The 25,755-nt window shown below is 64.4% G+C and carries 20 protein-coding genes and 2 pseudogenes; 14 read left to right on the top strand and 8 right to left on the bottom strand.

What is annotated here, in order from left to right; translation table 11 throughout:
- Positions 1-219: 219 nt before the first annotated feature.
- Both W823_RS55145 and W823_RS55150 read right to left on the bottom strand, forming a co-directional pair.
- The gene (locus W823_RS55145) at positions 220-633 is read right to left on the bottom strand and encodes a hypothetical protein (protein ID WP_161634051.1); all 414 of its coding nucleotides are present in this window, start codon (positions 631-633) and stop codon (positions 220-222) included.
- Positions 605-1,153 (bottom strand): hypothetical protein, encoded by a 549-nt coding sequence (locus tag W823_RS55150; RefSeq protein ID WP_023963193.1) that lies wholly within the window; start codon positions 1,151-1,153, stop codon positions 605-607. The genes W823_RS55145 and W823_RS55150 overlap by 29 nt, the downstream gene beginning before the upstream one ends.
- 188 nt (positions 1,154-1,341) lie before the next feature.
- Here W823_RS55150 and W823_RS55155 point away from each other — a divergent pair, with 188 nt between their 5' ends.
- The 9 genes from W823_RS55155 to W823_RS55195 all read left to right on the top strand — a co-directional run bounded on the left by W823_RS55155 (position 1,342) and on the right by W823_RS55195 (position 13,126).
- Positions 1,342-2,730 carry an HNH endonuclease signature motif containing protein gene (locus tag W823_RS55155; RefSeq protein WP_023963195.1) on the top strand — a complete coding sequence of 463 codons (1,389 nt, stop codon included), beginning with the start codon at positions 1,342-1,344 and terminating at the stop codon, positions 2,728-2,730.
- Between the two features lie 61 nt (positions 2,731-2,791).
- Positions 2,792-3,217, top strand: a complete 426-nt coding sequence (locus tag W823_RS55160) for a DUF6153 family protein (RefSeq protein ID WP_023963197.1) — start codon at positions 2,792-2,794, stop codon at positions 3,215-3,217.
- A gap of 89 nt (positions 3,218-3,306) precedes the next feature.
- Entirely contained in the window at positions 3,307-3,960 is a 654-nt protein-coding gene (locus tag W823_RS55165) for a DUF305 domain-containing protein (protein WP_023963199.1), read from the top strand.
- A gap of 111 nt (positions 3,961-4,071) precedes the next feature.
- The gene (locus W823_RS55170) at positions 4,072-6,198 is read left to right on the top strand and encodes a heavy metal translocating P-type ATPase (RefSeq protein ID WP_023963201.1); all 2,127 of its coding nucleotides are present in this window, start codon (positions 4,072-4,074) and stop codon (positions 6,196-6,198) included.
- Complete coding sequence (locus W823_RS55175) at positions 6,195-6,644, top strand: helix-turn-helix transcriptional regulator (RefSeq protein ID WP_023963203.1); 450 nt, start codon at positions 6,195-6,197, stop codon at positions 6,642-6,644. The genes W823_RS55170 and W823_RS55175 overlap by 4 nt, the downstream gene beginning before the upstream one ends.
- Positions 6,645-6,649: 5 nt before the next feature.
- Positions 6,650-7,060, top strand: a complete 411-nt coding sequence (locus W823_RS55180; RefSeq protein WP_031333639.1) for a VOC family protein — start codon at positions 6,650-6,652, stop codon at positions 7,058-7,060.
- A 146-nt stretch (positions 7,061-7,206) separates the two neighbouring features.
- Positions 7,207-9,591 carry an excinuclease ABC subunit UvrA gene (locus W823_RS55185; protein ID WP_023963208.1) on the top strand — a complete coding sequence of 795 codons (2,385 nt, stop codon included), beginning with the start codon at positions 7,207-7,209 and terminating at the stop codon, positions 9,589-9,591.
- A 154-nt stretch (positions 9,592-9,745) separates the two neighbouring features.
- The gene (locus tag W823_RS55190; RefSeq protein ID WP_023963209.1) at positions 9,746-11,938 is read left to right on the top strand and encodes an EAL domain-containing protein; all 2,193 of its coding nucleotides are present in this window, start codon (positions 9,746-9,748) and stop codon (positions 11,936-11,938) included.
- Between the two features lie 129 nt (positions 11,939-12,067).
- A complete protein-coding gene (locus W823_RS55195) occupies positions 12,068-13,126 on the top strand; it encodes a glycerophosphodiester phosphodiesterase family protein (protein WP_369792681.1) in 1,059 nt (352 codons plus the stop codon).
- Between the two features lie 16 nt (positions 13,127-13,142).
- On the opposite strand, the gene W823_RS55200 is transcribed toward W823_RS55195, so the two are convergent.
- On the bottom strand, positions 13,143-14,603 hold the full coding sequence (locus tag W823_RS55200) for a family 43 glycosylhydrolase (RefSeq protein WP_023963213.1): 1,461 nt from the start codon (positions 14,601-14,603) through the stop codon (positions 13,143-13,145).
- A gap of 138 nt (positions 14,604-14,741) precedes the next feature.
- On the bottom strand, positions 14,742-15,623 hold the full coding sequence (locus tag W823_RS55205; protein WP_023963216.1) for an alpha/beta hydrolase fold domain-containing protein: 882 nt from the start codon (positions 15,621-15,623) through the stop codon (positions 14,742-14,744).
- 136 nt (positions 15,624-15,759) lie between these two features.
- Here W823_RS55205 and W823_RS55210 point away from each other — a divergent pair.
- Positions 15,760-16,844 (top strand): annotated as a pseudogene (locus W823_RS55210) (NADH:flavin oxidoreductase/NADH oxidase).
- Between the two features lie 46 nt (positions 16,845-16,890).
- Positions 16,891-17,421, top strand: coding sequence for a hypothetical protein (locus tag W823_RS55215; RefSeq protein WP_152538204.1), 531 nt, complete (start codon positions 16,891-16,893; stop codon positions 17,419-17,421).
- Between the two features lie 4 nt (positions 17,422-17,425).
- On the opposite strand, the gene W823_RS55220 is transcribed toward W823_RS55215, so the two are convergent.
- The 3 genes from W823_RS55220 to W823_RS55230 form a co-directional block, all read right to left on the bottom strand.
- A complete protein-coding gene (locus W823_RS55220; RefSeq protein WP_031333644.1) occupies positions 17,426-17,617 on the bottom strand; it encodes a YbdD/YjiX family protein in 192 nt (63 codons plus the stop codon).
- Positions 17,617-19,935, bottom strand: a complete 2,319-nt coding sequence (locus tag W823_RS55225; RefSeq protein ID WP_023963222.1) for a carbon starvation CstA family protein — start codon at positions 19,933-19,935, stop codon at positions 17,617-17,619. Before W823_RS55225 ends, W823_RS55220 begins: the two co-directional genes overlap by 1 nt.
- A gap of 173 nt (positions 19,936-20,108) precedes the next feature.
- The gene (locus tag W823_RS55230) at positions 20,109-20,792 is read right to left on the bottom strand and encodes a hypothetical protein (RefSeq protein WP_023963224.1); all 684 of its coding nucleotides are present in this window, start codon (positions 20,790-20,792) and stop codon (positions 20,109-20,111) included.
- A 182-nt stretch (positions 20,793-20,974) separates the two neighbouring features.
- On the opposite strand from W823_RS55230, the gene W823_RS55235 reads away from it, so the two are divergent.
- Both W823_RS55235 and W823_RS55240 read left to right on the top strand, forming a co-directional pair.
- Positions 20,975-23,002, top strand: a complete 2,028-nt coding sequence (locus tag W823_RS55235; protein ID WP_023963226.1) for a histidine kinase — start codon at positions 20,975-20,977, stop codon at positions 23,000-23,002.
- A complete protein-coding gene (locus W823_RS55240) occupies positions 22,999-23,652 on the top strand; it encodes a response regulator transcription factor (RefSeq protein ID WP_023963229.1) in 654 nt (217 codons plus the stop codon). Before W823_RS55235 ends, W823_RS55240 begins: the two co-directional genes overlap by 4 nt.
- Before the next feature lie 135 nt (positions 23,653-23,787).
- On the opposite strand, the pseudogene W823_RS59185 reads toward W823_RS55240, so the two are convergent.
- Positions 23,788-23,907 (bottom strand): annotated as a pseudogene (locus W823_RS59185) (IS30 family transposase); the annotation flags it as partial.
- Between the two features lie 631 nt (positions 23,908-24,538).
- On the opposite strand from W823_RS59185, the gene W823_RS55245 reads away from it, so the two are divergent.
- The gene (locus W823_RS55245; RefSeq protein ID WP_023963230.1) at positions 24,539-25,753 is read left to right on the top strand and encodes an HNH endonuclease signature motif containing protein; all 1,215 of its coding nucleotides are present in this window, start codon (positions 24,539-24,541) and stop codon (positions 25,751-25,753) included.
- Positions 25,754-25,755: the final 2 nt, after the last annotated feature.

Genomic DNA, 25,755 nt, shown 5'->3' on the forward strand with positions numbered 1-25,755 from the left:
TCCCAAAACATTGCCGACCATCCCGCTGCAGAGCGCGTGTATCTGGATCTTGTTGAAATTACTTGTCAGATCGCATCGCGGGCACCGCCCAGATAGATCTGTGCTGGTCGGAAGCGAGTTAGGGTCGCGGGTCGCGGACTCTGTTGCGGGCTCCTCAGTAGTCATGCAGCAATTCTCCCAGTCGGTACCGACTGGCCCGAAAGCCACCAGCCGACAGCGTCAGTCCTCGTCTGCATACTCGTCTCCCAGAGTCTGCAAAGCCTCGTCGCCGGGGGTTACAAGTCTCTCTTCCGATGACAGACGGACCTTCTGCCGCGATCGAATTATCTCCTTGCGGTCGGGTGTTCCAGCGAAATCGGACAGGGCGTCAAAGGTTCCCATTGAGCTGAGCCCGAAAGCGCCAGGCCTACCCCTGATCGTCCTGAACGTCCTACCGACCGCCAGGTTGGCACCTTCAAACCGAGTGACCTTTACGATCACCTTTGGCACCTTGATTGTAGCTACCTTGCCTGACGCCAACTCGACTTCCTTTTCAGCCAGAACGGCAAAGCGCATACCGATTTGAACGCCATCGTCCTCTCCCGCATCAAGAATCAATTCGCGTTCATTCACCACTAGCGCCACTGTTGTCATGATCCGCTGGCTGCTGGTCATTGATCTGTTCACCTCTTTCTTTTGCCTTGGTAACGGCTTGCGGGAAAAACTGGTCCCAATGGTGGATTGCTTCAGCTGCGTCCTCGGCAATCCAACTCAACTCAGCGCTGACAACCCCCATTCGTCTTTGGATCTCTGACAGGGATTCGCGGGGATCGCCAGCGTTGTATAGGTCGGGAGCTTCATACAGTTGCTGGGCGGTTAAGGCGGTATTCGTCGAACGGACGTTGAGCCTGATCAGGTGCCGAACGGACGCCTCTGCGTGAGATGGATCCGCTTTGCCGACGTTCCCGAACGAGAAGGCGCTTGCCGCCTGCGCGAGGATGCCCAGTATGGCTAGCGACAGAACCCAGCCAGTGGACAGCGATGTCGTGCCGCGCAACAGGGCGAGCAACAACGTCAGAACGACCGCCAGGGCGGTGAATCCGTAGCCGAGCTGCTGTTTGCCGGTTCGCTCAAGCCACCATTCGCGTATGCGGCGGCACGAGTCTTTGATCACGGGCTAAGGCTAGTCGGCGGCATTGACTGTGGCGCGTAGCCGGGCTGAAACGGGGCTGAGAGTACGCGGCTAGACCGGCGAACCGCTGGTCGAGGCGGTATTCTGCGCCCAGCTAACGTTTCGCTTTCAACGTGTAATCAATTGCGTTCGACAAAATGACTGTCAGACCTCGAACGTATATTCGAGTCATGAGTTGGGCGGGGGCCACCACGATGGACGCTGAGGCGTCGGAGTTGTTGTCGCGGGTGCAGTCTGGTGAGCGTGAGGTGAACCGGGCATGGGCGCGGCGGCTCGATGACGGCCTCGAGTATTACCGGTATGTCTCCAGTAATGACGACGAGAACGGCACTCGGGCGGCGGCGTGTGAGATCGCGGTGGCGTGGCGGTGCTCCACAGGTCAGGCTGACCATTTGCTGCGGTGTCGGCGGTTGTTGGACCACCTGCCGGCATTGGCGGAGGCCTTCGATACCGGCGAGGTGAGTGTCGGCAAGCTCAAGGCGTTGTATCACCGCGCATCTCGGGGGTATCGAGACGCGTTGATCGATCTTGATGGCGTCCTGGCCGAGGACGCAATGTTGCTGAGCGACAATGTCTTTGCTGAGGAGTTGGATCGTCATCTGCTGTTGTTCGAGCCGGATGTCGCGGATGATGACGACGTTGTCGATCCGGCCCGGCGGGTGGTGGTACGTCGGCGCGCGGGTGGGATGGCCAGTCTGATCACCGCATGCACTGCGGAGGAAGCGGTCCGGGCCAAAGCACAGCTTGACGACATGGCGCCGGATGATCGGGCCGGGCAAGTGGACGCGGTGCTGGACGCGATCGCAACCGGTCATGAGCAGATCGAATCCGCTCCTGATCTGTCCGACGGGACTGACTCGGAACAGAAGCCCGCGCGCCTGGCGCCTCGGGCATGGACGGAGTTGGTGGTGGACCTGCCAACAGTCCTCGGGTTGTCCGCGAATCCGGGGTACCTGCTCGGGTACGGCCCCCTTGACGGTGTGCAGTCGCGGATGTTGGCGGACAAGTCGCGGTGGCGAGGGTTGGTGACGATCGGGGAGCAGGCAGTGTCGGGACTCCTCGACCTGTTCGCCACCGCGGACGGCTCGGCTATCGCCCGCGAGGACATTGCGGCCGTGTTGATGAACTCGCTCGATGGCAGAAGCCGGATTGTGCTGGGGGAGAAAGCCCTCGGGGTGCCGCCGCCAGTGAAGGCGCCGCCCGATCAGGATGGGCATGGTGGATGGAGTGTGCCACCGCCAGGTGCGTTGCGATATCGGCCTGGAGCGAAACTGGCTCGGATGGTGCGTGCGTTGGATGGGCACTGCCGCTATCCGGGGTGCCTGGTGCCCGCCGACAGATGCGAACTCGACCACATCGTGCCGTTCAATTATGCCGACCCGCTGGCCGGTGGATGGACCATAGAGGCAAACCTGGAATGTCTCTGCAAAGAGCATCACGACCTCAAAACGCTGGGCATCATCACGGCGACCCTGATCGGTGACCGCGAGATCTGGATCAACACACGCGCCGGACAAGAAGCCATCACCCGACCTGCAGTTCGGCAGGCAGGCACGTAAATCTATTGCTTTGGTACCCTACGGGGGTATAGCCGACTCCGGCCGACACGAGGAGGGTGAGATGACGCGCACGCAACGCACTGGCTCCGCCTTTGTCGGCTCAGCGGCCACTGTCGCGGCATCGGCGTTTGCAGCGTTGCTGGCTGTTCTCCTCATGCACTCGGTGCCCATGGTGCACGCACCGGCGCATGGCGTCGCAGGCGCACATGCCGCAGTCACCACCCACCAGGAGCATGCGGGCCACACAACCATGGCCCCGCCGGCGATGGCAGCCGACGGCACCCATTGGACAACGCATGCAGCCATGGCCCTCTGCATGGCGTTGATAACCGTCGCGTCGGTGTTGCTGATCTTGCGGCGGCTACTCGGACGCCAAGGCGCGAACGCCGCACCGCGAATCCACGTTCCTGGCAACGGCAGGTACGCCTCGCGCGCCCCACCCTGGGCCGCGCCCTCCCTCGAAAAGTTGTCGATCTTGAGGATCTGATGGACCCCCGCCCGTTTCCCGCGGGTGAGTCCCCGTCATGGCGTGTGTATTTCGCACGCCGATCCCTATCAACATTCGAAGGAACAATCATGTACAAAACACATTCTCGCCGAACCGGTTTCGCGCTCGTCGGCATCGCTGCTTCGGCAACCCTGCTTTTCGCGGGGTGCAGTTCTGACAACGGTGACCACGACATGGGCTCGATGTCCCACCAGTCGGCTGCCACATCTGCCGCTCCGACGGCCTCGAATTCGGAACAGGCCGCCGCGTTCAACGATGCCGATGTGATGTTTGCGCAGATGATGTACCCCCACCATGCGCAAGCCGTGGAGATGGCCCAACTGCTCGAGGGTCGGACCACCACTCCCGAGGTCGTCCAACTCGCTGAGGCCATCGAGTCGGCTCAGGGTCCGGAGATGCAACAGCTCGCCCAGTGGTTGAAGCAGTGGGGCAAACCTGATCCCAGCGCACAAGGTGGAGGGCAGGGCGACATGCATCACGGCGACGACACCATGAGCGGAATGATGTCGGAGCAAGAGATGAATGACCTGGCGGCCAAAAATGGTACGGAGTTCGACCAGGCCTGGCTGGCCATGATGATCGAACATCACGCCGGCGCCATCGAGATGGCAAACGTCGAGGTCGCCGACGGTGAAAATCAGGCGGCCAAACAACTTGCAACGACGATTGCGGCGACTCAGCAGCAGGAGATCGACACCATGAGGTCGCTCCTGCAGTCCTGACCGTTCACAGGAATCGAAAGATCCAGCAAAGGCGCTCCGGCTTCGGCGGGAGCGCCTATGTTGTTGAAACAACTCCTCGACACATACCCCTAGGGGGTATATATTCGGGACATGGACACGATGCACAACCACTCGGCTCACGCCGAACAGCACGCAGCTCATGAGGGAATGGACCATCAGGGTGGTCATGCGGGGCACGCGGGGCATTCCGGCCACGGCGATCACGTCGGACAGTTCCGCCGACTGTTCTGGATCATGCTCGCGCTCGCAGTCCCGGTCGTCGGATTCTCGGGCATGTTCGCAATGCTCATCGGCTACGAATTACCCGACCACGAGTTCGTCTCGTGGATCTCGCCGGTGCTCGGCACGGTCATGTTCGTGTGGGGTGGCCGCCCGTTCCTCAGCGGCGCGGTCAGCGAGATCCGCTCGCGGGCCCCCGGAATGATGCTGCTCATCGCTCTTGCCATCACGGTCGCGTTTGTCGCCTCATGGGGCGCGAGCCTCGATGTGCTGCACCATGATCTGGATTTCTGGTGGGAGTTGGCGCTACTGATCGTCATCATGCTGCTCGGGCACTGGATCGAGATGCGTTCGCTGGCGCAGACCACGTCGGCACTCGACTCGCTGGCCGCACTGTTGCCCGACGAGGCCGAGAAGGTCGAAGGTGGCTCCACGGTGCTCGTACCTCCCGCGGAACTCCGTCTCGGTGACGTGGTTCTCGTACGTCCGGGAGCGAGCGTGCCGGCCGACGGAACGATCATCGACGGGACCGCCGAGGTCGATGAGTCGATGGTGACGGGCGAATCGCGCACCGTCGGCCGGACGGTCGGGGACGCAGTGGTGGCCGGAACCGTCGCCACCGATTCAGCTCTGCGCGTTCGCGTCACGGCCATCGGCGACGACACCGCGCTGGCGGGTATCCAGCGACTGGTGTCCGAGGCGCAGAACTCGTCGTCGCGGGCACAACGCCTCGCGGACCGCGCGGCCGCGTGGCTCTTCTGGTACGCGCTCGGCGCCGCAGCCCTCACCGCAATCGTCTGGTCGGTCCTCGGGTCCACCGACGACGCGGTGGTGCGCACCATCACCGTGCTGGTGATCGCGTGCCCCCACGCTCTCGGGCTGGCAATCCCTCTCGTGGTTGCGATCGCCACCGAACGCGCTGCCCGTGCAGGTGTGTTGGTCAAAGACCGCCTCGCTCTCGAACGCATGCGGTCGGTCGACGCGGTGCTGTTCGACAAGACCGGCACCTTGACACAAGGGGAGCCGACTGTTGTCGCGGTCTACGCACTGGGCGCGGCGACTGAAGACCGCGTGCTTGCCGTGGCCGCGGCGGTGGAGTCCGACAGCGAGCACCCGTTGGGCAAGGCGATCGTCGAGGCCGCCAAGGCGCGTCAGCTGCAGGTTCCCCCGGCCGAACAGTTCCGGGCGTCACCGGCCGAAGGGGTGTCGGCGTCGGTGGAAGGGAAGCATGTCCGGGTCGGGGGCCCGCGCATGTTGGAGCGGCACCAGCGCGCCGAGGTCGAGGTTGCCGAGAACTGGCGTGCCGACGGAGCCATCATCCTGCACGTACTCGTCGACGACGAGGTGGTCGGAGCACTGAAGTTGGCCGACGACATCAGGCCGGAATCGCGGGAAGCCGTTGCGGCACTACATCGACAGGGCATCGAGGTTGTCATGATCACCGGTGACGCCGACGCCGTGGCCCGATCGGTCGCGACCGAGCTGGGTATCGACCGCGTGTTCGCCGGAGTTCGGCCGGAGGACAAGGCGTCGAAGGTCAAAGAACTGCAGGGCGTCGGACGCACGACCGCCATGGTGGGTGACGGGGTGAACGATGCGCCCGCGCTGGCCCAGGCCGACGTCGGCATCGCCATCGGCGCCGGGACCGACGTCGCAATCGCATCGGCAGGGGTCATTCTGGCCGGGGACGATCCGCGTTCGGTCGTGTCGGTGATCGAGTTGTCCAAGGCGGGCTACCGAAAGATGAAGCAAAACCTCTGGTGGGCAGCCGGTTACAACCTGATCTCCGTGCCGCTGGCTGCTGGACTGCTGGCCCCGGTCGGGTTCGTGCTGCCGATGTCTGTGGGCGCCATCCTCATGTCGATCTCGACGGTTGTGGTTGCCCTCAACGCGCAGCTCCTGCGTCGGCTGGATCTGCGGCCAGACGCCCGCGATCTAGGGAACAAGGCCGCGAACGCTGGGCAAGGTAGAGCAGACATGGCAACATCACGCTTGTGACCAGCGACTCCGCCGCAGCGCAGAACCTTCGAGACCTTGCTCTGCTGCGACGCGTACGCGATCGGATCGACCGCGAGTATGCGGAACCACTGAACGTCGAAGCCCTCGCCCGAGGGGTGAACATGTCGGCAGGTCATCTCAGTCGCCAGTTCAAGCTGGCCTACGGCGAGTCGCCGTACTCCTATCTGATGACACGGCGAATCGAGCGTGCGAAGGCGCTGCTCCAGCGGGGCGATCTGAACGTCACCGAAGTGTGTTTCGCCGTGGGTTGTTCATCGCTGGGAACGTTCAGCACCCGCTTCACCGAGTTGGTCGGGATGTCGCCGAGCACCTACCGGAGTGAGGCCGCGGGTGAGACCGCAGGGATGCCGTCCTGCGTCACGAAAAAGGTGGCCAGACCGATCAGGAATCGAGAAGCCAAAGGCATCGCGTCGCAACTAGCGTGAGCGACATGGACATCAACATTCATTCGAGTTTCCTTCCGCACACCGACCCAGAGGCTTCCAAGGCCTTTTATCGGGACACCCTCGGCTTCGAGGTCCGCAATGAGGTCGGCTATAACGACATGTACTGGATCACGGTCGGACCGAAGGGTCAGCCCGATGTCAACATCGTGCTCACCCCGCCGGGTGCCGACCCGGGCATCACCGACGATGAACGGCGCACGATCGCCGAGATGATGGCCAAGGGCACGTATGCCAGCCTGCTGCTCGCCACCAAAGACCTGGACGACACGTTCGAGCGTGTGCAGGCAAACGGCACCGAGGTGGTGCAGGAGCCGACACAACAGCCTTACGGCATCCGGGACTGCGCGATCCGTGACCCGGCAGGCAACATGATCCGAATCCAAGAAGTCGCGTGATGACGGGAAGTGCCCGGTTGTCCGGCTCACCCCGCGCTGATCCTCAACCAGCACCCAGGACCAGAGAAACCCAGTACGCTGTACGAAACTAGACTGAGTCGGCGCTCTGCCGCGACGTCGCGCCAACAAATGGAGACCGGAGCAGCATGGCCACCACCAAGAAACCGCAACTGCAGGAACCGCACATCGCCGACACCCACGACCTGATCCGCGTGCAGGGTGCTCGGGTGAACAATCTCAAAGACATCAGCGTGGAGATCCCGAAGCGCAGGCTCACGGTGTTCACCGGTGTCTCCGGTTCGGGCAAGAGTTCGCTGGTGTTCAGCACTATCGCTGCCGAATCGCAGCGCATGATCAACGAGACGTACAGCGCTTTCCTGCAGGGGTTCATGCCCTCCTTGGCGCGTCCGGAAGTCGACGTCATGGACGGTCTCACCACCGCCATCATCGTCGACCAGCAGCGAATGGGGTCAGACCCGCGGTCCACCGTCGGTACGGCGACCGACGCCAACGCGATGCTCCGAATCCTGTTCAGCCGCCTCGGCAAACCGCACATCGGTTCCCCACAGGCATTCTCGTTCAACGTCGCGTCGATCTCCGGCGCCGGTGCGGTGACGATCGAGCGTGGCGGTCGCGAAACGAAGGAGAAGCGGACCTTCAGCATCACCGGTGGTATGTGCCCGCGCTGCGAGGGGCGGGGGTCGGTGTCCGACATCGACCTCACGGCGCTGTACGACGCCGACAAGTCACTCAACGACGGCGCCATCACCATTCCCGGGTACAGCATGGAGGGGTGGTACGGCCGAATCTTCCGGGGCTGCGGCTATTTCGACCCCGACAAGCCGATCAGCAAGTTCACCAAGAAGCAGTTGAATGATCTGCTCTACCGGGAACCGACCAAGATCAAGATCGACGGCATCAACCTCACCTACCAGGGGTTGATTCCGCAGATGCAGAAGTCGTTCCTGTCCAAGGACATCGATGCGCTCCAGCCGCACATCCGGACATTTGTCGAACGGGCGGTCGCCTTCGCCACCTGTCCGGAATGCGATGGCACGCGGCTGAGTGAAGCGGCCCGGTCGTCGAAGATCAACAAGATCAGCATCGCCGATGCCTGTGCGATGCAGATCAGCGATCTCGCCGAGTGGGTCCGTGGACTGGACGAGCCGTCGGTGGCCGGCTTGTTGTCCAACCTCCAGCAGACTCTCGACTCGTTCGTCGAGATCGGGCTGGGCTACCTCTCACTGGACCGTCCCTCAGGCACCCTGTCCGGCGGAGAAGCGCAGCGCACCAAGATGATCCGGCATCTCGGATCGTCCCTGACCGATGTGACCTACGTCTTCGACGAACCGACGATCGGGCTGCACCCACACGACATCGAGCGCATGAACGGTCTGCTGCTGCGGCTGCGCGACAAGGGCAACACCGTGTTGGTGGTGGAGCACAAGCCGGAGACCATTGCGATCGGTGACCACGTGGTGGATCTCGGTCCGCGCGCCGGCACCGAAGGTGGTCAGGTGATGTTCGAGGGCACCGTGGAGGGATTGCGTGCCAGCGACACCCTGACGGGGCATCACCTCGACGACCGGGCGCAGCTGAAGTCCGCGGTGCGTGAACCGTCGGGCGCTCTGGAGGTACGCGGGGCCGATACTCACAACCTGCAGAAGGTCGACGTCGACATCCCCCTCGGCGTGCTCGTTGTCCTCACCGGGGTCGCCGGATCGGGCAAGAGTTCACTCATCCAGGGTTCGGTGACCGGTCTCGACGAGGTGATCTCGGTGGACCAGGCCCCGATCAAGGGGTCGCGGCGGAGCAACCCGGCAACGTACACCGGATTGCTCGACCCCATCCGCAAGGCGTTCGCCAAGGAGAACGGTGTCAAGCCGGCGCTCTTCAGCGCCAACTCGGAGGGCGCCTGCCCCACCTGTAACGGCGCCGGTGTCATCTACTCCGACCTGGCCATGATGGCAGGGGTGGCCAGCACCTGCGAGGAGTGCGACGGCAAGCGGTTCCAGGCCGCGGTGCTCGAATACACCTTCGGCGGGCGCGACATCAGCGAAGTGCTGGGCATGTCGGTGGCCGAGGCGGAAGCGTTCTTCGGCGACGGTGATGCGAAACTGCCTGCAGCGCACAAGATTCTCGACAGATTGGCCGACGTGGGGCTGGGCTACATCAAGCTCGGACAACCGCTGACCACGTTGTCCGGTGGTGAACGGCAGCGGATCAAGCTGGCCACCCAGATGGCCGGCAAGGGCGGGATCTACGTGCTCGACGAACCGACCACCGGCCTCCACCTCGCCGACGTGGAGAATCTCCTCGGCCTGCTCGACCGGCTGGTCGAATCGGGGAAGTCGGTCATCGTCATCGAGCATCACCAGGCCGTGATGGCACACGCGGACTGGATCATCGATCTGGGGCCGGGGGCCGGCCACGATGGTGGCCGGGTTGTCTTCGAGGGCACACCCGCCGATCTCGTCGCGGCTCGGTCCACCCTCACCGGCGAACACCTCGCGGCGTACGTCGGCGCCTGAAACGCGCCGCTGGGGGCGGGTTCGCGCGCCGTAACAACGAGTTAGGCGTGTGCGATGATCTGATCAGTCGCACACGGTGTGCTCGCGCTCGATCCCGCCCCGTGGAATCGTCGTTCGCAGGGTCACATGCGCGTCGGAGAGGGATGGGCGGCGCATGGCCGGATTCGTGGACGACCCGCAGATACTGCGCGCGATCCTCGAGTTGTCTCCCGACCTGATCGTGCTGTCCGAGTTCTCGGGACGGGTGTTGTACGTCAATCCCGCCGGCCGGGAACTGGTCGGGTTGGACGAGTCGCCGGATCGTGAGCTGTTCACGGAAGACTTCTTCACTCCGGCGGGTTTGTCGATCTCGGATGAGGTCGAGGAGAACCTCAGGTCACGGGGGTACTGGCGTGGTCGCAGTGAGTTGCAGCATTTTCATACCCGTGCCCGCATCGCGGTGACACTCACGACCTTTGTTGTGGAGCGGTCCGACGGCCAGCCATCGGTGATCGCGACCATCGTCCGTGATCGTCGCCGAGGAGACGAACGTGATCGCCGGCTGCGCGAGGTCGCCGACGCTGCAGCTCAGTTCGGCGCCGAACAGAAAGCCGTCGCCGAGCTGAGCCGACTCGCGCTGGAGGCCGAACTCCCTCAACTGCTGACCGCTGCGACCGCGGCTGCGGTGACGCTGGTCGGGGTGGAAACCGCCATGGTCACCCGGGTGGACGAGTTCGACAGCACACGCCTGAGCCTCGAGGCGGTCACCGGCCCGCGGGGAGACGGGTTCGACGTGCCCGCGGGCAATCACTCGCTCATGGGCTACACCATGAACACTGCCGATGTGGTGGTGTGCCCGGACCGCCTGGCAGAAACCCGATTTCCCACCGAGGTGATGAAGAGCTACGGCCTGCGTAGTGGTGTCGGCATACCCATTGCCGGTGCGACTGCGCCGTGGGGAGCGCTCTCTGTCCACAGTGCCGACGCGCGCGATTATGCCGATCGCGACATCACGTTCCTCCAGACCGTGGCAGATGTGCTGTCCGCGGCCATCCGGCGCATTGAGCTCGACCGCCAAGTGCGCCAGCGCAGCATGCATGACCCTCTCACCGACCTCCCCAATCGCGCTCTGGCCTATGCGTGCATCGACGAAGCCCTCGAAAGGGCAGAGGCCGCCGATACCCACGTCGCGGTGCTGCTCCTGGATGTCGACGATTTCAAACTCATCAACGACAGCCTGGGGCACGAAGCGGGCGATCTCGCCCTCGTTCGGTTCGCCCAGCGACTCAGAACCGCTGTGCGAGAACAGGATGTGGTGGCCCGTCTCGGAGGCGACGAGTTCCTGATCCTCTGCGAAGAGGTGCGCGACATCGCCGAAGCACAGCAGATTGCGCATTCCATCACCGAGTTGCTGGGCGCTCCCTACGCGCACGGCAGTGCGCCGACGCCGTTGAGTGCCAGCATCGGTGTCGCCGTCAGTGAACCGGGCTCGTCCCGGCGGGAATTGATTCATCGGGCCGACCTCGCGATGTACCGGGCCAAGGACATGGGCGCCGGTGGCCATGCGGTCTACGACGATGACGACGTGTACGACGCCGAGCGGATCCGGTCGTTGTCCATCGATCTGCGGTCGGCGCTCGAACGCGGCGAGCTCACCTTGCACTACCAGCCGTTGGTGGAGATCGCGTCGGGACGAATCGTCGCGGTCGAGGCACTCGCGAGATGGAACCATCCGGTCCATGGCCCGGTCAGTCCGGTGGAGTTCGTGGCCGTTGCCGAAAGGACAGGATTGGCAACAGATCTCGGAACATGGGCTTTGGCCGAGGCGTGTGCACAGGCAGCCAGGTGGCGAGAGTTCACCACGGTGTCGATCCGGGTCAACGTGAGTGCGCTGCAGTTGCGCGACCCGGCCTTTCCACGGGTGGTCTCACGGGTACTGGCCGCGACCGGCCTCGAAGCATCCGCACTCGGGCTCGAGATCACCGAGACGGTGTGGGTGTCCGACACCGCGAGGGTGGCAGGCACGCTCACCGAGCTACACAACATGGGTGTGTCCCTGTTGCTCGACGACCTCGGCAGGGGCCACAGCTCGATCTACTACCTGGATCGCTATCCGGTGTTCGAGTGCTTCAAGATCGACAAGTCGTTCATCGCAGATCTTCCGGGTGCCCGGCCGGAGGCGATCGTGTCCGCGATCGTGGGACTGGCACGGGCTTTCGACGTCACCGTCGTGGGCGAAGGTGTCGAGACCGCCGAGCAGCTCGAGGCTCTGCGGGCGTGCGGTGCGGATTATGCGCAGGGTTACCATCTCGGCCGGCCCGCCGCTGCGGACGACGTGACGGCAACGTTGCGGTCCGCGATCGTGTGACCAGGCGTAGGACTCGACGCCAACAGGAGATGAACTCGGATCTGCTCGTCCTGCCCTGGAACCGCCCGTGCGTTAGGTTTTCGCGGTACCAGACGACAGGGCGATGGGATGGGTGTGCGAAAGAATCTCTTGGCGACAACGATGGCCGCGATGGTCGCGACGGTGGGACTGGTCGCGTGTGGCAGCGACTCGACCGATTCGACCGAGAGCGCGACGACCGTGCCATCGGCATCCGATGCGGAGCCGTCGAAATCCTTTGACTTGCAGGCACATCGCGGCGGACGCGGCGAATACGCCGAGGAATCGCTGCATGCGTTCGACCAGGCCCTGTCCCTCGGGGTCAGCACCCTCGAGTTGGACATCGTGCTGACCAAGGACAACCAGCCGCTCATCTGGCACGATCCGAAAATTGACGAGACCAAATGTGCGGACACCGCAGCGGCGACACCGGGCGACCCGCAGTTCCCGTACGTCGGCGACCTCGTCCACGATCTGACCCTCGCACAGATCCGAACCCTCAACTGCGACAAGGTGCTCGCCGCCTACCCCGAAGCGCAGCCGGTGGCCGGGAACAAGATAGCGGTTCTGCCAGAACTGTTCACACTCGTCGAGGCACGGGGCGCCGACGCGGTGCGGTTCAACATCGAGACCAAGATCGAAGCGGAGAAGCGGGCAGACTCGGCGACACCGGAGGAGTTCGTCGACGTCACCTTGGCGGCGGTGAAAGAGGCCGGCATGGTTGGCCGGGTCAGCATTCAGAGCTTCGACTGGCGCACACTGCCGCTGGTGCACGACGCGGAGCCGAGCATTCCGTTGGTGGCGCTCTGGGATGAGACCACCTGGAAGAAGGATTCTCAGTGGCTCGGCCCGGTCGACTTCGACGCGGTGGGCGGCGATGTGATCAAAGGCGCTTCATCGATCGACGGTGTGACGGTGTTGTCGCCCGGTTATGTGAACCCGTACCCCGACGGACAGGTACCGCCGGCGGGCTACACGCTCGTGGCCGACGAGGACTTCGTGGCCCGAGCGCATGAGTCCGGGCTGGCCGTGATCCCTTGGACCATCAACGATCCCGCCGTGATGGACGCACAGATCGATGCGGGTGCAGACGGCATCATCACCGACTATCCCACTCGCCTGCGAGAGGTGATGGCCACTCGGGGGATGACCTTGCCCGCGCCCGCGTGAGCCCCCGGCGATTGGCCTAAGCGTTGTCGAGTGACGTCGACAGCCCGGCGAGCCCACTGCCGACCGAGTTCCCAACCTTTGTGGCCGTGACTGTCCCGAACTCCACGGGCGCATCGACGGTCGCGCCCGCATAGGCGAAGATGCCATAGATCCCCGCGGGGGCCTCCGATGGAACCGTGTATGTGACCGTCTGTTCCATCGTCTGGCCGGGTTTGAGGTCCACCGGAATCGGTGCGAGAACGCTTGTGCCGGTTGCGCTGCCTGGTTGCACCACATCCACCCACACCTGCCCGACGTAGGGTGTGTCGGCGGGAGCGGAGACCATCAGCTTCGCGTTCAGGGGACCACCGCCCTCGGGCAGTTCGGTCGGTGTCTCGGGGGAGAGCCGGACCTGCACCGGCAGCTTGGTCTGCGGAGACGCCGGCCCCGTCGATGCGGGCGAGCCGTCGCCGACCTCCGGCCAGCCGTTGGCCCACACGATGCGGTCGATCATCCCTTCACGTCGCTGGGCGCCACTGGGCAACTGAAGGTCATCGCGTGGAACGGCGTGATACACAATCCAATCCGCTCCGGCGTCGTCGGTGACAACGGTGTTGTGGCCGGGGCCCGCCCATGCCTGACTGCCGGCGAGGATGAGCGCGCCGCCGCCGGCGTTCAGGTCGTCGCCCTTGCGGTCGAGGTACGGCCCGGTGAGCGACTGCGAACGGCCGGCAAGAACTCGGTATGCGGTGTCGGCGCCGTTGCAGCAGTTACCTGCCGAGACGAACAGGTAGTAGTAGCCGTCGCGGAAGATGATCTCGGGGCCTTCGAACCGGTCGTCGGCCACCCGGACCGGGGCTCCGGCCGCAGCATTTCCCTCCGGGTTGAGCGGTATCGCGTACACGCCGTGGAAGTTGCCGACGAACATGGTCTTCGTCTTTCCGTCGTCCCAGAGGAACGGATCGATGGTGCCCTCGACGCCGACGTCCTGCGCACAGAACACCGGATGTCCCAGATCTGTCCAGGGTCCTGTCGGGCCCGGCGCGGTTGCCAGGCCGATGCAAGGATTTTTCTCGTCGTAGAGCGCGTAGTACAGCGAATAGGTGCCGTTGGACTCCGAGATGTCCGGGGCCCAGGCGAGTCTGCCGGGCGGGTGCCAGCCTGGCGCCTCGTCGAACACATCGCCGACGTACTTCCAGTCCACCAGGTCGAACGAGGTGAACACGGTCATGTTGTGCTCGCCCTGGCCATCGCCCCAGTCGTCGGCGGTGGCGTACATGTAATACCGGCCGTCTTGCGCGCGGATGACGGTCGGGTCGGCCGCCACCGGCTGCACGATCGACTGTGCAATCGCGGACGGCGCCGGCGCGAGCATCACAACGAGCAGAGCCAGGAGCGCGGGAACAGCGAGACGGCAGGCGCTTGCCCAACGGCGCCCGACGGTCGGTCTCGTGCTCGAATCCATCGGTTCAGCGGCCGGAGCCCCCCACGCGTGCATGTCGCTCCTTGCCACAACTCACCATTCAGGTCGCGGCAAACATATCCAGCTCAAGTTGAGGTTGAGACTTCAGCCACGCTGCGACATCGTGCTGTGACGAAACCGTGTTCGGCTGGTTATGCGCCCAGCGCGGCGAAGTCAGACAAATTGCAAGGTCTCGATGATCAACCGGGTGGCAGCGCGGCCCTCTGGGGTCGGTGTCAGCGGGTAGATGTGCAGGCCGGAGGGGCAGGTGTTGAGCTCTACTTCCGAACCCGCCGCGCTCGCTTGCTCGTGGAATCGCAAGGCATCCGGGTACAACATGTCGTGGGTGCCGATGTGCACCGTCGTCGGGGCAAGCCCACCGAGGTCGCCGTACATCGGGCTAACCTCTGGATGCGTCAGAGGTTTGTCCGGAGCCCACACCCGTGCGGCCATGTCCAAGGTGGACCGATTGAGCCATGGGTCGTGACGCTCGACGCGCGCGATGTCGGGATTGCTGAGGGACAGGTCGAGCCAGGGGGAGATGAGAACGAGGCGTTGGGGCGGGCGCAGGTTCCGGTCACGCGCGGTCTGTGCCATCAGCAGCGCCAGGCCGCCGCCGGCGGAATCGCCGACCAGTGCGATGGGCGACCCGGGGTGTTCGGTCACCAGTCGCTGATACACCGCAGTGATGAACGGAAGGGCGTCCCGATGGTCGTAGCGGGGAGCAAGCCCGTACATCGGCACCTCGACCCGCATGCCGGCGTCGGCCAGCTGCGCTATGAAAGCCCAGTGCTGGGCACTGATCTCGCTGACGTACGCGCCGCCGTAGAAGTACAGCACCGTGGTCTGGGGGCGGACGCGACGCGGGGTGACGCTGTAACTACGGAAACCGCCGATCGAGCGGCGTTTGACGATGTGCGAGGTGTACATCGGTTCCGGGGGCGACACGACCTTCTTCGGCCGGTAGATCTGTCGGCGTGCGCGCTCCGCGGTGCTGGTGAGGGACAACCCGTTCAGCCTCAGCATCGTCGACAGTGCTTTCATCTGAATACTCATCTGTGTCGAGATTAGACCGTGGACCTGTGTTCAACCTGCAGCAACGTGTGAGATTTTGCTGATGATCCGGCGAGACCTATCTCACGGTCGGGTGGGTCGTGGAATCGGCACCTGGCCTCGGCGGTTGAGGTGTGGCGTGACCACACCAGCACTCTTCACGCCCATGACCCTGCGCGATCTGACCATCGCGAACCGCGCTTGGCTTGCACCGATGTGTCAGTACAGCTGCTTTGCCGAGGACGGCGTGCCCACGGACTGGCACCTGGTCCATCTCGCGCCCGGGCCACCGGCGGGTTCGGCCTGATTCTCACCGAAGCCGCCGCAGTCACGCCCGACGGGCGGATCAGCCCCCAGGACGCCGGAATTTGGAACGACGAACAGGCCGCAGGGTGGCGTCGAATCGTGGACTTCGTGCACGAGCAGGGTTCGGCGATCGGCGTCCAACTGGCGCACGCAGGTCGCAAGGCTTCGACGTACGCCCCGATGGCCGACGCCGAGGGCAGCATCGCCGAGGCAGACGGAGGTTGGGTGACCAGCGGCCCGTCTGCTGTTGCATTCGAGGGCTACGCCACGCCGTCGGCCCTGACCCGCGATGGCATCGCAGGCGTTGTCGATGCGTTCGCCGCCGCGGCGTCCCGGGCACATGAGGCCGGCTTCGACGTCGTCGAGATCCATGCTGCTCACGGGTACCTGCTCCACGAGTTCTTCTCGCCGTTGTCGAACATCCGCGAGGACGAGTACGGCGGCGATTTCGAAGGCCGCACCCGGATCTTGCTCGAGGTCGTCGAAGCCGTTCGGCGTGTGTGGCCTGACGGGAAGCCCCTGTTCGTGCGTCTCTCGGCGACCGACTGGACAGAGGGTGGGTGGACGGTGGACGACAGCGCTCGGCTGGCCGCGCTCGTCGAACCGTTGGGAGTCGACCTGATCGACGTCTCCAGTGGCGGGAATGTCCTGGCAGACATCCCGGTGGGCCCCGGCTACCAGGTCGACTTCGCCAAGGCCATTCTCGAGCAGTCGGGTGTTCCCACTGCGGCGGTCGGCCTGATCACCGAGCCGGGGCAGGCGGAGAAGATCCTCGAGGCAGAGTCCGCACACGCTGTACTGCTGGCCCGAGCTGGTCTCCGTGAGCCGGCGTGGCCACTGCGCGCGGCGCACGAACTGGGTCTGACCTGGCGAGAGGCCCCATACCCGCCGCAGTACACGCGTGGCGCCTGGCGTTGATCGATCCCGGGTTGCGCCTACACGCGATATCCCGACAATCGAGTAGGTGCCCCCGGATCTGCTGAGCCGCCCCGTCGATCGGTTCGAACGAAGGCTACGACGAGTGTCGGCGCTGTGCGTGGTGGTCGCCTGCATGATGTCGGTGCTCACGGGAGTCCTGGTGTGGGACATGGCCGAACGGTCACCCATCGCCGAGCCGGTGGGGGCGGTACGAGCGGTGACCGATGAGGCGGCCGTGCCCGCCACCGCCCAGACGATCGGTACCCCGGCCGTTGCGGTCCGGGCGCACTGGGAGTGGGAGTCGCAACGACGTGACGGTGTGATCGCAGTACCGGCAGGTACCCCCGCAGGCAGCAACCGCGACATCCCCGTCGACGAGAACGGCGACTGGGCACCGGCCGGTGCTGCTTTCGGGGGACCGATCCCACGAGTGGGACCCGCGGTGCTACTGGCCCTGCTGGTGGGCGTAGGCGGAATCGTTGTGATCCGGCAGGTGACCCGCAGAGCGGTCGAGCAGCGACACGACAGATATTGGACCGAACAACTCGCCCGTTTTTTCGCCACCCGGCCGGACTGACGGATCAGCAGCAGCGGCCCTGCGGATTCCGGTCCTGATCGCGGTACCGGGTACGCCAGTAATCGCGCTCGGTCATCGGGACATCGGCCGGGTGGCGCGCCCGGTGATGGGCGAGGTAGCGCGCGTAATCGCTGTCACCCATCATCGCTCCCACGTACCAGCGCACCGCGTCTGAACCGCGGCGGAGTACGTCCATCACGGGGCCGGCCTCGCTCCCTTGCTCGAACCGTGCCCGTTCGGATCACCCGTTGCAGAGGCCGTTGAGACCCTGTCGGTTTTCTCGAACTCGGCCCATTCCCGCTCGATCTGCTTTTCGGTGGGTGTGGCGATCAGGCCGCGGGGGGCAAACCTCTTCGACTCCACAGGGGTGTCCTCCGTGGTGGGGAGTCCTCCTGCCTGAATCGCTTTGACGCACACGAACGCTGCCGCGATGACGACGATCAGGACGAGTACCGCGAACACGATGGACAACGTGCCCTGGATGAAGGTGTTCCGGATGACGGCGTCGATCTCGCCGACATTCTTGGCGGTCTTGAAAGTGGTCTCCCCGCGGTCCTTCGCGTTCTGGAAATCGCTGTGCTGCTGCCAGTACCCGATGGCGGGATTGCTCGAGAAGATCTTCTGCCACGAGGCGCTCATCGTGACGATCAGGTCCCACGCCAGTGGGATGCCGGGAATCCACGCCCACTTGAACAGCCCGCGCTTGAGGACGATCACCAGCACGATCGTGAGTGCGATGGCCGCGAGCAACTGATTGGCGATGCCGAACAGAGGGAACAGGGTGTTTATGCCGCCGAGCGGATCGGTGACACCCATCAACAAGATCGAGCCCCACGCCGCGACAACGATGAACGTGCAGAGCCACGCGCCCGGTCGCCACGACGGATCCTTGAATCGCTTGCCGCCCTTCACATTGCTCAGTGCGTCCGAGAGCATGAACCGGGCGACACGGGTTCCGGCGTCGACGGTGGTGAGGATGAACAGGGCCTCGAACATGATCGCGAAGTGATACCAGAAGGAACGCAACGACTCCCCGCCGAATGCGCGCTGCATGGTGTCGGCCATACCCATCGCCAATGTGGGCGCGCCGCCGGTTCGGGAGATCACCGAACTCTCGCCCACGGCCTTCGCATCCTGCTCGAATTGTGCGGCCGTGGCAGGATCCCCGGGGAGATTGAGGCCGTTCACGTAGTCGGCTGCACCCTGCGGAGTCCCGTCGGTCAGTGCCTTCGGCGCGTTCATCGCGAAGTACAGATGCTGGTTCAGGATGCAGGCCGTGATCAGGGCCATGATGGCGACGAAGGATTCGGTCAGCATGCCGCCGTAACCGATGATGCGTGCCTGGCTCTCCTTCTCCAGCAACTTCGGCGTGGTACCCGAGGCGATCAACGAGTGGAAGCCCGACAGCGCGCCGCAGGCGATGGTGATGAACAGGAACGGGAACAGCGAACCTGCGAACGCCGGGCCCTGACCGCTGTGTGCGAACTCGCTGACCGCCGGGGCCTGCATCACCGGTCGTGCGATGACGATGCCGGCCGCGAGCAGCACGATGGTGCCGATCTTCATGAAGGTGGACAAGTAGTCGCGCGGCGCGAGCAACAGCCACACCGGTAGCACCGCTGCGGCGAACCCGTAGATGACGATGGCCCAGCTGAGGAATACCGGCGAGAGGCTGAACATGTCTGCGCCCCAGCTCGACTCACCGACCCATCGGCCGGAGATGATCGCGAACATCAGCAGCACGAAGCCGATCAGGGAAACCTCCGACACCCGGCCGGGACGCAGGAACCGCAGGTACATCCCCATGAACAAGGCGATGGGGATGGTCATCGCGATCGAGAACACACCCCATGGGCTCTCGGCGAGCGCGTTGACCACAACGAGTGCCAGGACCGCGATCAGGATGATCATGATGACGAATACGGCGATCATCGCCGCGAAGCCACCGATGTCACCGAGTTCGTCGCGGGCCATCTGGCCGAGGCTGCGGCCGCGGCGCCGCGTGGAGATCGACAGCACCAGGTAGTCCTGGACGCAGCCGGCGAATACTGCGCCGATGATGATCCAGATGGTTCCGGGCAGGTAGCCCATCTGCGCGGCGAGTACCGGGCCCACGAGCGGGCCGGCGCCCGCGATGGCTGCGAAGTGGTGCCCGAACAACACCCGCCGGTCGGTGGGCATGTAGTCCTGGGCGTTGTCGAGGACTTCGGCCGGGGTGGCGTGATCGTCGCGGGGCCGAACGACTTTCATCTCGATGAGGCGCGCGTAGAAGCGGTAGCCGATCACGTAGGTGCACAGTGCCGCGATGACAAACCAGATCGCGTTGACCGTCTCTCCGCGGACGAAGGCGATGATCGCCCAGGCGCACGCCCCGATGATCGCGATGATCGCGAACATGATGCGTTTGCCGACGGTCATCGGACTTCGGTCGACGATGGCGACGGGGGGAAGATCGGGATCGGTGCGGATGAGATCGATGTGGGGATCTCGGTCGCGTTCCTGAGTGACGGTCACCGTGGCTCCTGTGCGTTGTGGGCGGTAGGAGGATTCACGCCTGTTGTCTGCCACAAGCGCTGTATCCGGCGCCACCCTGACCCGTGGGTTCACGGACCAGTGTGGCGCCGGTCACTCTACGCCCGGACAGGAACAGTGATTTTCAGACCCCTTTCCGTGCCGAACGACCTCACTCACCGGTTGATTGTGCTCTTTCCCAGCGCGAGCCCACCGAACGCGATGACCAGCCAGACCCCGCTCACCACACCTGGGAATCCGGGCAGCCCGAATGCGCCGACGGTGGCGATGACGGGAAGAACCGCGAGCACGCTGACCACACCGATCCAGCGAGAGACCAGACGCTCGCCGAAGGCCATCCAGGCGACGGCACCTGCAGCGACCGTGACCCCGAGGTATCCGATGAACGAGCCGAAGTCGTTGAGAACGTAGAGCACGTACAGACCCGTCTTGTCGAAGGCGTCGTCCTCGGAACCGCCGTTGTACAGGCCCATCGCGCCCTTCCAGCCGTAACCCAGGGAGAGGGCGCCCGCGGATGCGGTGAAGCCGAGCGGGACGACGCGCGCCGCGGTGCTCGACGGGGTGCGGGGTTCGACGTGGCGCTTCCACGCGGCGGCCAGCACCAGGAGCAGGGCGACAGTGAGATAGCCGGTGATGATCGATGCGTGGGCTTTGCCGCTACTGACATCGTCGACAATGTCCGCGTTGTAGGGCGCGTTCTCGTCCCACTCGGGATGGAGATCGAAGGCCAGAGTGGCTGCCAATGCGCCGATTCCGGCAGCCACGCCCAACCACGGCCAGCGTCCCCTCGTCGCCGTCTCCGTGGTGTCGGTCAGTGCCTGGGTCGTGGGTGTGGTCATCGTTGTTCTCCTTTGTGTCGGGGTGCGGGCCGTTTCCGTCCGCGTTGTCGGAACTGTCGGGAATGGACATGACAGAACTGTCTGGGGGGACGTGTCCCGGTCGACAGGGACGCCGGTCCCTGGTTGCCGGGAAGTTCGCGTCTGCAGCGGTTTTCTGCGAATCGACGTGCCACGATGACCTGGTGAGAGCTACCGCCCACGGTCTCGCCGACAAGATCGGTGATTCCGCGCTTCGCCGGATCGCGCTGGTGCTCGGGGTCGGCGCGGTGACGTCCATCGTGGGCGCGCTTGTGCTCCACCATGAACTCACCGAACGTGTGAGTGCCGAGCCGATGTTCGCGAGCGATCTGGTGCTCGGTGCGGCGTGGCCCGTGGCGGGTGTGGTGCTGCTGTGGCACCAGCCGCGCAATCGCTGCGGATGGCTGTTGGTGGCGACGGGGTTGATCAGTGTCTACCTGCTCCTCGGGCAGTACAGCGTCTGGAGTGCGAAGGTCTCGCCGCTGCCGGGTTCTGCGGTGGCCGACTGGATTTCGATGTTCGGCTTCGGCGTCTATTTCATTGTGTTGCCGCTGCTCACACTGATGTTCCCGGAGGGCGGATTCGGGTCGCGGCCTGAGAAGATCTTGGCGATCTCCGCGCTTTCGGCCGCGATGGCGGCCGTCGGCGCGCGAATGGTGGTTCCAGGTCGCGCCGACGTCGACGCGGCAGTGCAGAACCCCATCGGTATTGATGTGCTGGAGCCGCTGAACTACGTGACGTTGGTGAGTTCGTTCTATTGCCTGGCGGTGGCGACGCCGCTCGCGGTGGTCGCGCTGGTGTTGCGGACGCGACGCGCGGTCGGGGTGCAGCGGGCGCAGTTGCAGTGGTTCATGGTCGGCGGCATCGTCATGGCCTGCGCGCTCATCTTGGCGCTCCTGCTCGGTGAGACCGGGCCGGGCAACGCCGCGTTTGTCATCGCGCTGCTGGCGCCCCCGGTAGCGGTTGTGTCGGCGACCCTTCGTTTTCGTCTGGTGGACGCCGAGTTCGCCCTGAGTCGTTCGATCGTGCTGGTCCTCGTGGTCGCTCTGGTGGCCGCGGGCGGCGGCCTGATGCTGTGGCGGCTGGATCCAGAGCTGGCAGGATCCCGAGCCGGAATCGCCCTGGTGGTGGTGCTTGTGCTGGGAGCCTTTGCCGTCCGCGCCGTGTTGCAACGGGTCATCGACAACTGGTGGTTCCCGCAACTGCGCGGCAGCCGCACTCTTGCGCCGCGGATCTCCGAGGCCGTGACGCTGTCGTCGGAGCCGCGTGCAGCGCTCACCGACTTGATCTCCGCATTGCGCACGGAGTTGCGTATGCCGTACGTGGCCTTCGACGGTGTGGTGCGGGCCGAACAAGGGATTCGGCCTGCCCATGTGGTAACCATCGACGCAATTGCGCTGGGACGCAGAGTCGGTCAGCTCGAGGTCGCACCGCGGCGCGTCGGCGAGGGGTTCAGCGCTGAAGAACGCCGACTCCTCGAACAGGTCGCGGCACACGCAGCGATGATGGCTTATGCCACGTCGCTGGTGGCCGAGACCGAGCACTCTCGTGCCAGTATCGTCGCGGCCCGGGAAGAGGAACGACGACGGCTGCGCAATGATCTGCACGACGGGGTGGGCCCGGGTCTTGCGGGGATCGCCCTGCAGATGGATGCACTGGCCGCCGAGCTCCGCCGAAAGGGTGATGATGCCCACGCGCACAAGGCCGATGGGATCCGGGACCGGGTCCGCGAAGCGGTGGTCCAGGTACGTGCGGTGTCTCGTGGTCTGCGGCCACCGGTTCTGGACCAGCTGGGGCTGGCACAGGCGCTGCGTCAACTCGTGGACGGTCTCGGTGCCATCGAAGGTGTTGTGCAGCTTGATGACATGGGTGAACTGCCTGCGGCCGCGGAGGTCGCCACGTACACCATCGCCGCCGAAGCGGTCACCAACGTCGTGCACCACAGCGCGGCGTCACGCGTGAGGATCGACGTGGAATGCGGCGAGGAGAATCTCGAACTCCGGGTCAGCGACAACGGTCGAGGAATGCCAGGCCGGCCGACACCTGGCGTGGGATTGATGAGCATGCGGCAGCGTGCCGCCGAAGTGGGTGGCCGCGTGGAACACCTTGCCGCCCAAGGGGGAGGAACCGTGGTGCGGTTGGTGGTGCCCATCGCGTCTGTCGCTGTGCCGAGAGAGGCTGTGCGTCAATGACATCGGTGCTCGTGGTTGACGACCATGCGCTATTTCGCGCAGGTATGCTCGCGGTGCTGTCGGCGATGGACGACGTCGAGGTCGTCGGGGAAGCCGCCGACGGCGAGTCGGCGCTCCGGGCCGTCGAAGAACTACGGCCGCAGGTGGTGCTCATGGACTTGCGGATGCCCGGTATCGGTGGGCTCGCGGCCACGGCGCGGGTGGTGGACAGGTATCCGGACGTCGCAGTGGTGGTCCTGACGATGAGCGAGGACCCTGACTCGGTCTTCGCAGCCCTGCGGGCCGGCGCCAGAGGCTATCTGCTCAAGGAAGCCGAGGCCGGTGATGTGCACCGCACGATTGCGGCGGTCGCCAGGGGGGAGGCCGTCTTCGGACCCCGCGTCGCCGAACAGGTGGTCGGGTTCTTCTCGGCGATGGCCCCGAACAGTGCTGGACCCCAGGCCTTTCCGGAGCTGACGAGCCGCGAGCGCGAAGTCCTGGAACTGATGGCCCGGGGTTTGGACAACGCTGCCATCGCCCGCCGGTTGTTTCTGTCCGAGAAGACCGTTCGCAACCGGGTCAGTGAGATCCTGGCCAAGATGCGTGCCCGGACGAGGGCGGAGGCGGTGGCCAGGGCGAGGGACGCAGGTGTGGGTGGGCAGCCAGACTGACGCACTAATTCTGCTGAGGTGGGGAGTCAAGTGTTCGCGCGTCACCGCAGCGACACGGTTAGGCGGCTTGGGTGATGTCGTTGTCGATCAGCTCCGCGAAGGCTTAGACAGATGTTTGGTAGTCGAGGGTGGGTCGGGTCGTTGGTTGAGCACGCCGGCCACTCGTCGAAGGTCGCCGGCGCTGTGGGCTTTCAGGTCTGATCCTTTGGCGAACCGGTAACGTAGCAGCCGGTTGGTGTCCTCTCTGGTGTTCCGCCCAGTGGATCGAGCAACGGACGTGCGCAACGACTTTCATCCGCGTGTCGTCGCGATATCTGACAGGATCGACACCGATCTCAGATATTCGCGTCTATACACATTGGGCAGTCGCGTATGGCTTCACCACCGCTTCGACGACGGGGCCCTGGGATTGTGCGCTTGTCGACGGGTGTGAGTACGGCCGGTGATGGTGAATCGTGCCGGTAGGAGTTTGTCGACCGTTGCGTGCTGCAACAGATTGACGTGAGGGTAGCGATTCTGAGGACCTCAGTGAAGCTGTGTTGGTCTCCTCCGGTCGAGGCGATTTCGATCATTTCCGGCCCTGGCTGGGCGGCCCATGGATTTGATGGTGATGACGCTTGGGCCTTTCCGATGCTTGCGAAGCGATCGATTTGCAACGGGTGCCACCGGGATTGCTGTTGCGGATTGGTGTCGGAGCTGGTGGTAGCCTGCGCCCGGCGGGGTGTGTGCGCTCTCCTAGTTGGCGAAAGATGTTGCTGGACAGAATAAATGTGACAATCCGCCCTTGCGAACATGCGTTCGAATGCGGTAATATGAAGGCATCAATCGGGCAGCTGGCGCAGGGTTTGATCGGGCGTAACTGCTGTGGGGGTCCCTGGGGAGGGGTATGAGGATGCGAATTCTCGACGTGGTCGACGATGTGATGGGGTTGGTCGTTCCGGATGACCCACCGGGTGTTGTGGGTCTGATCAAGGACTTGATCACCCTTCGCAATGCGACCGAGTGCAAGTTGTCTGCTGCAGCAGCGCATATCGAACGGCTGGGGATAGCGAAGAAGTCAGGGTCCACCACCTCGAAGTTGTTGCAAGCCAATGGGGTGGCTCCAGCGGTTGCATCACGGTGGTTGCGGATCGGGATCGGACTGACCGGTTTGGATCGCACCGCCGGTTACTTTCGCGATGGATTCCTGTCGACCGAACATGTTGATGCGGTGGTCAGGGGGCGCGCGCACGTCGCGGCCCGGGCCGGCTCCGAGATGGTTGCTGAGGATCGAGCGGACATCGAACGGAAATTGTTGAGCCACGCCATCTCCGGCGCCTCGCCCGACGAGGTGGGCAAGGCCGCGCGCAAGCTCGGAAATCAGATCTCTGGGAACACGGGTGGGCTCCCGGCGTCCGAGAATCCGGCGATGAACACTGTGGACTGTGCAGTTGTCGACGGTCGGTTCGTGGGAAAGTTCGATCTCGATGCGGTGATGGGAGAGAAGATGCGATCTGCCCTGAACGTCTGGAGCAAGCCGCGCCCGGAGCCCGACGGAAGTGAAGATCGCCGGTCCCCAGCGCAGCGCAGAGCCGATGCCCTGCACCAGCTATTGGACTGCGGTGGTGGACGAACATCGGCGCCGGCCCCGAGAACGGAAGTGATCGTGACTGTTCCGGCCGATGAACCCGATCGCGCATCGTTGCGGTGGATGGGTCCCATCACCGAAGCCACTGCCGCCGCGCTCGCCTGCGACTCGTCCATCACATCGGTGACCTTGGACGGCCAAGAGGTGCCGATCGACATGAGCCCACCACGCCGCCTCTTCACCGGGCTGCTGCGCAAGGCGATCATCATCCGGGACGCGTGCTGTGTGAAATGCGGGGCGCCGGCGGAATGGTCCGACTGCCATCACATCGTTCACTGGCAAGAAGGTGGCCCGACCACCCTGGAGAACGGGTGCCTGTTGTGCCGCACCTGCCACCGCGCAGTTCACAGTACGGACTGGGACGTTGTCATGGGGCCAGACAAACACCCATGGCTGCTACCGCCCGCCGACGTGGATCCGCTGCGAAAACCCCTGCCGGCCTACAACCGTAGGACGCTCACCCTCGCTGCGTGAAG

The sequence above is a fragment of the Williamsia sp. D3 genome (assembly GCF_000506245.1).
Classification (GTDB): Bacteria; Actinomycetota; Actinomycetes; order Mycobacteriales; family Mycobacteriaceae; genus Williamsia; species Williamsia muralis.

Bases quoted from the DNA above. Each gene is read 5' to 3' on its own strand.
- W823_RS55240 (WP_023963229.1), top strand. From the start codon at position 22,999: ATGACATCGGTGCTCGTGGTTGACGACCATGCGCTATTTCGCGCAGGT.
- W823_RS55170 (WP_023963201.1), top strand. From the start codon at position 4,072: ATGGACACGATGCACAACCACTCGGCTCACGCCGAACAGCACGCAGCT.
- W823_RS55230 (WP_023963224.1), bottom strand. From the start codon at position 20,792: ATGACCACACCCACGACCCAGGCACTGACCGACACCACGGAGACGGCG.
- W823_RS55180 (WP_031333639.1), top strand. From the start codon at position 6,650: ATGGACATCAACATTCATTCGAGTTTCCTTCCGCACACCGACCCAGAG.
- W823_RS55155 (WP_023963195.1), top strand. From the start codon at position 1,342: ATGAGTTGGGCGGGGGCCACCACGATGGACGCTGAGGCGTCGGAGTTG.
- W823_RS55190 (WP_023963209.1), top strand. From the start codon at position 9,746: ATGGCCGGATTCGTGGACGACCCGCAGATACTGCGCGCGATCCTCGAG.
- W823_RS55220 (WP_031333644.1), bottom strand. From the start codon at position 17,617: ATGGACGTACTCCGCCGCGGTTCAGACGCGGTGCGCTGGTACGTGGGA.
- W823_RS55205 (WP_023963216.1), bottom strand. From the start codon at position 15,623: ATGAGTATTCAGATGAAAGCACTGTCGACGATGCTGAGGCTGAACGGG.
- W823_RS55245 (WP_023963230.1), top strand. From the start codon at position 24,539: ATGAGGATGCGAATTCTCGACGTGGTCGACGATGTGATGGGGTTGGTC.
- W823_RS55185 (WP_023963208.1), top strand. From the start codon at position 7,207: ATGGCCACCACCAAGAAACCGCAACTGCAGGAACCGCACATCGCCGAC.
- W823_RS55145 (WP_161634051.1), bottom strand. From the start codon at position 633: ATGACAACAGTGGCGCTAGTGGTGAATGAACGCGAATTGATTCTTGAT.
- W823_RS55165 (WP_023963199.1), top strand. From the start codon at position 3,307: ATGTACAAAACACATTCTCGCCGAACCGGTTTCGCGCTCGTCGGCATC.
- W823_RS55200 (WP_023963213.1), bottom strand. From the start codon at position 14,603: ATGCACGCGTGGGGGGCTCCGGCCGCTGAACCGATGGATTCGAGCACG.
- W823_RS55160 (WP_023963197.1), top strand. From the start codon at position 2,792: ATGACGCGCACGCAACGCACTGGCTCCGCCTTTGTCGGCTCAGCGGCC.